This window comes from Pseudomonas sp. MWU13-2100 (assembly GCF_023242365.1).
Taxonomy (GTDB): Bacteria; Pseudomonadota; Gammaproteobacteria; order Pseudomonadales; family Pseudomonadaceae; genus Aquipseudomonas.
In genome coordinates this window covers 21,275-28,064 of record NZ_JALLIX010000062.1, presented here as the reverse complement: position 1 = coordinate 28,064, position 6,790 = coordinate 21,275, and the positions used below count along the sequence as shown (strand labels likewise).

General features: G+C 62.8%; 6 protein-coding genes and 1 pseudogene. All 7 read left to right on the top strand.

The window, feature by feature from the left end; translation table 11 throughout:
* A pseudogene (locus M5B99_RS27935) lies at positions 1-234 on the top strand (hypothetical protein); the annotation flags it as partial.
* The gene (gene tssA / locus M5B99_RS27930; protein WP_248807092.1) at positions 231-1,817 is read left to right on the top strand and encodes a type VI secretion system protein TssA; all 1,587 of its coding nucleotides are present in this window, start codon (positions 231-233) and stop codon (positions 1,815-1,817) included. The pseudogene M5B99_RS27935 and the gene tssA, both read left to right, overlap by 4 nt.
* A 23-nt stretch (positions 1,818-1,840) precedes the next feature.
* On the top strand, positions 1,841-3,610 hold the full coding sequence (gene tssF, locus M5B99_RS27925; protein ID WP_248807086.1) for a type VI secretion system baseplate subunit TssF: 1,770 nt from the start codon (positions 1,841-1,843) through the stop codon (positions 3,608-3,610).
* A complete protein-coding gene (gene tssG / locus M5B99_RS27920) occupies positions 3,574-4,671 on the top strand; it encodes a type VI secretion system baseplate subunit TssG (protein ID WP_248807084.1) in 1,098 nt (365 codons plus the stop codon). The genes tssF and tssG overlap by 37 nt, the downstream gene beginning before the upstream one ends.
* Positions 4,652-5,188, top strand: coding sequence for a type VI secretion system lipoprotein TssJ (tssJ, locus tag M5B99_RS27915; protein ID WP_248807082.1), 537 nt, complete (start codon positions 4,652-4,654; stop codon positions 5,186-5,188). Before tssG ends, tssJ begins: the two co-directional genes overlap by 20 nt.
* A gap of 3 nt (positions 5,189-5,191) precedes the next feature.
* Positions 5,192-5,632 (top strand): type VI secretion system baseplate subunit TssE, encoded by a 441-nt coding sequence (gene tssE, locus M5B99_RS27910; RefSeq protein WP_248807080.1) that lies wholly within the window; start codon positions 5,192-5,194, stop codon positions 5,630-5,632.
* 23 nt (positions 5,633-5,655) lie between these two features.
* Positions 5,656-6,774, top strand: coding sequence for an OmpA family protein (locus M5B99_RS27905; RefSeq protein ID WP_248807078.1), 1,119 nt, complete (start codon positions 5,656-5,658; stop codon positions 6,772-6,774).
* The last annotated feature ends 16 nt before the right edge of the window (positions 6,775-6,790 follow it).

Sequence of the window (6,790 nt, the reverse complement as noted above, 5' to 3'; positions counted from 1 at the left end):
CTGATCCGCTGGCTGGAAAAGGCCCAGGTCACGCCGTTGGACGATGGCGACAGTCGCTACCGGCTGATCCTCAAGGCCCCCGATGGCCTGGAACTGACCTGGCACCTGCGCACCGAGCTGGGGGCGGGGCCGTTGGCCTTGCTCAAGCTGCGTGGCTTCAAGCTGCCGACGCAGATATTTCTGACTGAGCGTGGGGCAACAGAGCCCCATGCGCGGAATGGGAGTTTCGAATGAGCTTGCAGAGTTTGATCGCCCGTTGTCTGGGAACGCGCGATGCCCTGTCCCTTGCCCATGAACAGGCTGCCCGCTGGCAACCCTGGTTGCAGCCGATCAGCGCGGATGCACCGGCAGGGGAAGACCCCGGTTATGACGATGACTTCCAGCGCATGCGCGAAGAGGTCAACAAACTGTCCGGGGCGGATACCGAGCAGGTAGCGCAGTTGGCTGAGAAGCTGCTCACGCGCACCTGCAAGGATCTGCGCGTGGCCACTTATTACCTCTGGGCACGCTTGCAGAGGGATGGCGAGGCGGGGCTGGCCGACGGCCTGTGCCTGCTGGCGGCCCTGGTTGAACGCTTCGCCACCGAGGTGCTGCCCGCGCGCCCCAATAGCCGCAAGATGGTCCTGGAATGGCTGGCCAGCAGCAAGGTGCTGGACAGTCTGTCGCTGTATCCGGAGGTGGTGAAGGTCGAGGCCGAGCGCACGGCGGCGGCGTTGGCCTGGCTGGAGCGTGGTCTGAGCACCTGGCCGCAGGATCAGCGCCCGATCCTGGGGGCCCTGTATGCCAGGTTGTCGGCCCGGCTGGCGCAGTCCGGTGGCGTGGACGCGCTGGTGCCGCAGAACAGTGCCCGTCATGAGTCGAGCGCGCATACGGCCGAATCGTCCACCACGGCCATAAAATCCGGCCGCGATCTGTTGGACAGTGGCCGCGCCCTGGCCGCTTTTCTACGTGAGCAACCCCAGGGTTGGCTGGCGGCCCACCGCTTGATGAAGAGCCTGCGCTGGGACACCGTGCATCAGGCGCCGCCGCAGGACGCCAATGGCAATACCCGCTTGCCGCCGCCGCGCGGCGACTATCGGGCGCAACTCAAGCGCCTGTACCTGCAACAGAGCTGGGCTGAATTGCTCGATCAGGTCGAGCGGATCTACGCCGAGGGCGTGAACCATTTCTGGCTGGACCTGCAGTGGTACCTGTATCAGGCGCTGAGCAAACAGCCTGCGCCGCAGAACAACTGGGCTGCTATTACCCAGCGCGACCTGGGCATGTTCCTTGAGCGTCTGCCGGGCCTGGAAGTGTTGTGCTGGAGCGACGGTACACCCTTTGCCGACGAGACCACCCGCGAGTGGATCAGCCAGCACGTCAGCGGCAATCGCCCGCAGCAGTGGTTACCGGCACCGACGGCTGTACCGATAACGGGCGATGCCGAAATCCTTTCACTGGAAGGTGAGGCCATTGCCCAGGCCGACAGCGATGGCGTGGAGGCGGCGCTGGCCTGGTTGGCCGCGCGCCCCGGCATCCAGTCCGGGCGCCAGCGCTGGCTACTGCGTCTGCTGATGGCCCGGGTGGCAGAACAACACGGCAAGAGCGATTTGGCCATCCATCTATTGGGCGAACTGGATGCCATCGCCCAGCGCCAGGTGCTGTCGGAGTGGGAGCCCGAGCTGAATTTCGAGATCAAGGCCCGTCTGCTCAAGCTGCTGCGCTTGAAAGCGCAGCGCAACGATGCGGACAAAAACACCCTGGCCCGGCGGATGGAGGCGTTGCTGGCGGCTCTGGTGGCCATTGACCCGGTGCGCGCCGCAGTGCTCTGCGGCTAAATTTCATTTATCAGGATTCTTTTTTGAGCATGGACAATCTGACACTGCGTTACTTCGACGCCGAGATGCGCTACCTGCGCGAGGCCGGCAAGGAGTTTGCGCAAGCTTTCCCGGATCGGGCGGCGCAACTGAACCTGGATAAACCGGGAGCGCATGATCCCTATGTGGAGCGTCTGTTCGAGGGCTTTGCCTTCCTGATGGGGCGGCTGCGCGAGAAGCTCGACGATGACCTGCCGGAGCTGACCGAAGGTCTGGTCAGTCTGCTCTGGCCGCATTACCTGCGCACGATTCCATCACTCTCGATCATCGAGCTGGTGCCCGAGCTTGCGCAGATGAAGGGCAGCGAACTGATCGGACAGGGCTTTGAAGTGCTCTCGCAAGCCATCGGTCCGCAGCGCACCCGTTGCCGCTACACCACCACCCAGAGCCTGATGCTGCAGCCGCTGGCCTTGGAATCGGTGCGAGCGACCCATGAGCCGGGCGGTCATTCGTTGCTGCGTTTGCGTTTCGCCTGCGGTGCATTGGCGGATTTGAGTCAAGTCGACCTGAGCCGCTTGCCGCTGTACCTGAATGCCGATGCCCCGCTGGCCAGTGCGCTGCATCAGGCACTGACCCTCAATACCCAGGCGCTGTATGTGCGCTTGTCGGGGCAGACGGACCGCCAGTTGCTGGACGGTTATTTCGCGCCCAAGGGGTTTGCCGAGGAAGATCGCCTGTGGCCCAAGGGTGACAGTGCTTTCAGCGGTTATCAGTTGCTGCTGGAGTACTTCACCTTCCGCGAGAAGTTCATGTTCGTGACCCTCTGTGGATTGGAGCAACTGAACATCGCCGTGGGCACGCTCTGGTTCGAACTCGACGTGGTACTTCGCGAGGCGTGGCCACATGGGTTCGATCTCGGTGTCGAACACCTTCGTCTGCATGCCGTGCCGGTGATTAACCTGTTCCCGCTGGATGCCGACCCATTGACGCTGGCGCCCTTGCAAACCGATTACCTGCTTCGGCCCATGCGCTTGCAGGACGGTCATACCGAAATCTATTCGGTGGATCGGGTCACGGCCTCGAAGAACACGGAGAAAAAGGACTATGTGCCGTTTACCAGCTTTCGCCACAAGGGCGGCATGCTGCGCGACGAAGCCCCCGAGTGTTATTTCCATACGCGCTTGAAGCGGGCCGCCAATGGGCTGCATGACACGTGGCTGATCCTGGGGGGCGAGGGTTTTGACAAGGATCGGCTGCACGGGAGTGAAAGGCTGTCATTGCAGTTGACCGGCACCCACGGGCAGTTGCCGCGCAAGGCGCTGCAAAGCACCTTGCTCGATACCGCGGTGCAATCCACCCAGACGGGGTTGCGGGTACGCAATCTATGCGCGCCGACCTTGCCGTGCTACCCGCCGAACCGCGACCGCTTCCACTGGCGAGTGCTCAGCCACCTGGGGTCGAACTTCCTGCCGATGCTCGACAACGCCGAGGTGCTGCGCGGCACCCTGGCGCTGTACGACTGGACGGGCAGCGAACTGAATCGACGTCGCCTGGCGGCGATCGTCGAGGTCAGTCACCACCTGGTCCAGCGCTTCGAGAAAGGCTTTCTGCTGCGTGGCGTGGATATCGAAATCACCCTGGATGCCAATGGTTTTTCCGGCGAGGGTGATATCAGCCTGTTCGGCGAAATGCTCAATCGTTTTTTTGCCCTTTATGCCGACATTCATTTGTTCACCCAGCTCACGCTGATCTTGCAACCTACTGGAAAGTGCCTGCGATGGAACGAGAACCACAGTCAGCGTATTCCCGGCTGAAGGCCAGCGGTTTGCTGGAAGCACTGGAGGGGCGGGTGGCCGAGGCCAGTCTGTACCGCCTCTGCCAACTGCTGGAACAGGCCATGCCGAATCACCCGCCATTGGGCAGCACCGCGCACCCGGCGGATGACCCGGTACGGTTTCGACCGGATCCTGGCATGGGATTTCCGGCCGGCGAGCTGAAGGCGATTGAAACCGATGAGGAACATCTGCTGCGCCCGGCCACGGTGCGTACTCGACTGCTCGGTTTGTACGGTGTCGACTCGCCGTTGCCGACGGCGTTTCTGGACGATATCGCCCAACGTCGGGAAGGGCATGAGGCGCTGGAAGCTTTCCTCGATATCTTCAACCATCGGATCTTTACCCAGTTCTACCGGATCTGGCGCAAGTACTCGTATCCGGCCACGTTTGAAGCGGGTGGCAGCGATGCGGCCTCGCAGTGCTTGCTGGGGCTGATCGGCCTGGGGATTCCCGGTACCGCCGAGCAGATCGCCACACCGGTCTCACGCTTTCTGGCGCTGCTTGGCGTGATGCGCCTGCCCACCCGCAATGCCGAGGGCATCGCGGCGTTGGTCAAGCTGCTGGCCCCCGCCACTCGGGTACAGGTCAGCCCACACTGGCCGCAGAAAATCCCCCTCGCGCAGCCGGCCAGTCTTTCCACCAATCGCCCGGTGAGTTTGTCTCAGGGCACACCTCTGGGCAGTGTCGGGCACGACGCCAACAGCCAACTGCACCTGGCGCTGTTTACCGAAGATCCGGAAGAGGCGCGAGGCTGGTTACCGGGTAGCCCATTGCACAATGACCTGTTGGTCCTGCTGCGGGTGTACCTGGGCTGGCGTTGCACCGCCAAACTGGAGCTGTCGCTACCGGTATGCAGTTTGCCGGAGCCGGTGTTGGGACGAGCGCCGGTACGGCTGGGCATGACCGGTGTCCTGGGCTTGGGTGGCGACGCCGGGCGGTTTGCGCAGCACGACAGCATGACGATCAATCTGGGCCGATATGAAGGCCTGCACAGCACCCCCCGGAACAGGGAGATACAGCATGTCACGTACCCTTTTTAATTCATTGATACTGGCGGCGCTCGCCGTATTGCTCGGTGGTTGCGGGTTGACCCAGACCGTGGCGGACGCCAGCACTTCCACGGCCAAGGCGATTTTCTCCACACAGGTGAAAACCCTGCACCTGGACTTTAGCGGCCGCGCGGCGACGAATGCCGATGCGACAGACATGCGCGGGTTGTCCGTGCCGACCCTGGTGCGGGTGTACCAGCTACGCGATAGCAAAGCGCTGGAGCGGGCCACCTACGACCGTCTGTTGAGCGATGACGATAGCCTGCTGAGTGCCGATCTGCTGGACAAGCAGGCTGTGGTGGTGAAACCCGGGGAGGGCGCGCAATTGAACGTGTCCATGCACAAGGACGCGCAGTTCGTCGCGGTGGTGGCGTTGTTCCGCGATCCGGATACCCGGATGAGTACCTGGCGCCTGACCCTGGCCCGCGACGACCTGGACCCGGATCGGGCGCGGGTGCTCGAATTGGGGGACAACCGGTTGACCCTGCGGCCCCTGGTGAAGGGCTGAGCCATGAGCGAACCGAATCCGTCGCTCTACGAAATGCTCCTGCAGAATTTCGACGGCGAACTGGAACTGTGTCGCGTCAGCGAAGAGGACCAGCAGACCCTATCTGTGCTGGACAATCTGCAACGCATCCTCAACAGCCGGGCGGGCGCCCTCAGTCACCTCCCGGACTACGGCCTGCCGGATATGGGCCTGATCCTGCAAGGACTGCCGGCTACGGCGCATGGGCTGATGAGCACTCTGGCCGAGACCTTGCTCAAGTACGAGCCGCGTCTGCTTGCGGTCAATATCGAACTGTTGCCGCAGAGGCTCCCCGGTCATCTGGAGTACGCCCTGGAAGTGGAACTGAATGGGGGCGAGCGGCTGACCTTCGGCACGACTGTGGCGCCCGAGGGCAAAGTACTGGTGCGGCACTTGAAGCAGCAGAACTACCTGGCCAGGTCGTGAATCTGTAACGCAAGGGAAGTGGGATGACAGCGTTGTTTGAAATGCATATTCGAGTCGGTGGTGATCCACGCGGCTTCGGCGAGTTTACGGCGCTACGCGATGAACTGGCCAAACTGAGTCACCCGGCCTGTCCGGATGTGGACTGGGCCAGGGTGGAGCAGTTGTGTCTGGCGCTGTTCCAGCACAACGGGGCGGAACTGCAAAGCGCGTGCGCCTACGCGCTGGCACGCAGCCGATGTCATGGCCTGGCGGGTATGGTGCAAGGGCTGGCATTGATCGAGGCCCTCGGCGGCGAATGGTCGCGCTTGTGGCCGCCGATGGCATCGGTGCGCCTGGATATTCTTGCCTGGCTGTTCGCGCAGTTGCAGCCGTTGCTGCGCAGCCTGACGATGACCACGCGCGAAGTGCCAGAGCTTGCCCGTCTGTACACTGGACTGGAGCGTTTGAACCAGCGATTGGTGAGTCAGACGCAAGTCCCTCTGGTCACGTTGCAGGCCCTGCGTCATCAGGTAAGCAGCCTGATCCAGTGCTTGGAGCGGAGCCACTCATCGGCTGAAGCCGTGCATCAGATGATCAGGGTAACGGAGCCTGCACAGGTCTGGCCCGTTGTGATCCTGCCACCACCTCCCATGCCGGTGGTGAAAACCAGGCGGCGTCCTATTCTGCGGCTGCTCGCGGTGACAGCCCTGTTTGCCTTGGCCAGTGGGCTCGGTTGGCGGGAGTGGCAGGCGGGTCCGGGCAGTGAGGGGGTACGAGATTCGCTGCGACTGGACAGCCTGTCGCTGTTTGATGCCGGTAGCGCGCAGCTCAAGCCTGATTCGACCAAGGTGCTGATCAATGCCCTGGACGATATTAAAGCCCAGCCGGGATTGCTGATTGTCATCGCCGGGCATACCGACTCGACGGGCGTCGCTGAGCAAAACCTCCAGCTGTCATATGCTCGTGCCTCCGCCGTGCGTGACTGGATGCGGCGCATGGGGGACATCGCCGAGAGTTGCTTTGCTGTCCAGGGTTTCGCCGCCAGCCAGCCGATCGCCAGCAATGACACCGAGGCCGGACGCACCGCCAACCGCCGGGTCGATATTCATCTGGTGCCACAAGTGGGCGCCTGTGAGCCACCCACCCTGGGGGCAAACGGATGAGGGGCGGTTTCTACCC

What these genes read in the sequence shown, in the direction of transcription:
- tssE (WP_248807080.1), top strand. Translation starts at nt 5,192, where the DNA reads ATGAGCGAACCGAATCCGTCGCTCTACGAAATGCTCCTGCAGAATTTC.
- tssA (WP_248807092.1), top strand. Translation starts at nt 231, where the DNA reads ATGAGCTTGCAGAGTTTGATCGCCCGTTGTCTGGGAACGCGCGATGCC.
- M5B99_RS27905 (WP_248807078.1), top strand. Translation starts at nt 5,656, where the DNA reads ATGACAGCGTTGTTTGAAATGCATATTCGAGTCGGTGGTGATCCACGC.
- tssJ (WP_248807082.1), top strand. Translation starts at nt 4,652, where the DNA reads ATGTCACGTACCCTTTTTAATTCATTGATACTGGCGGCGCTCGCCGTA.
- tssG (WP_248807084.1), top strand. Translation starts at nt 3,574, where the DNA reads ATGGAACGAGAACCACAGTCAGCGTATTCCCGGCTGAAGGCCAGCGGT.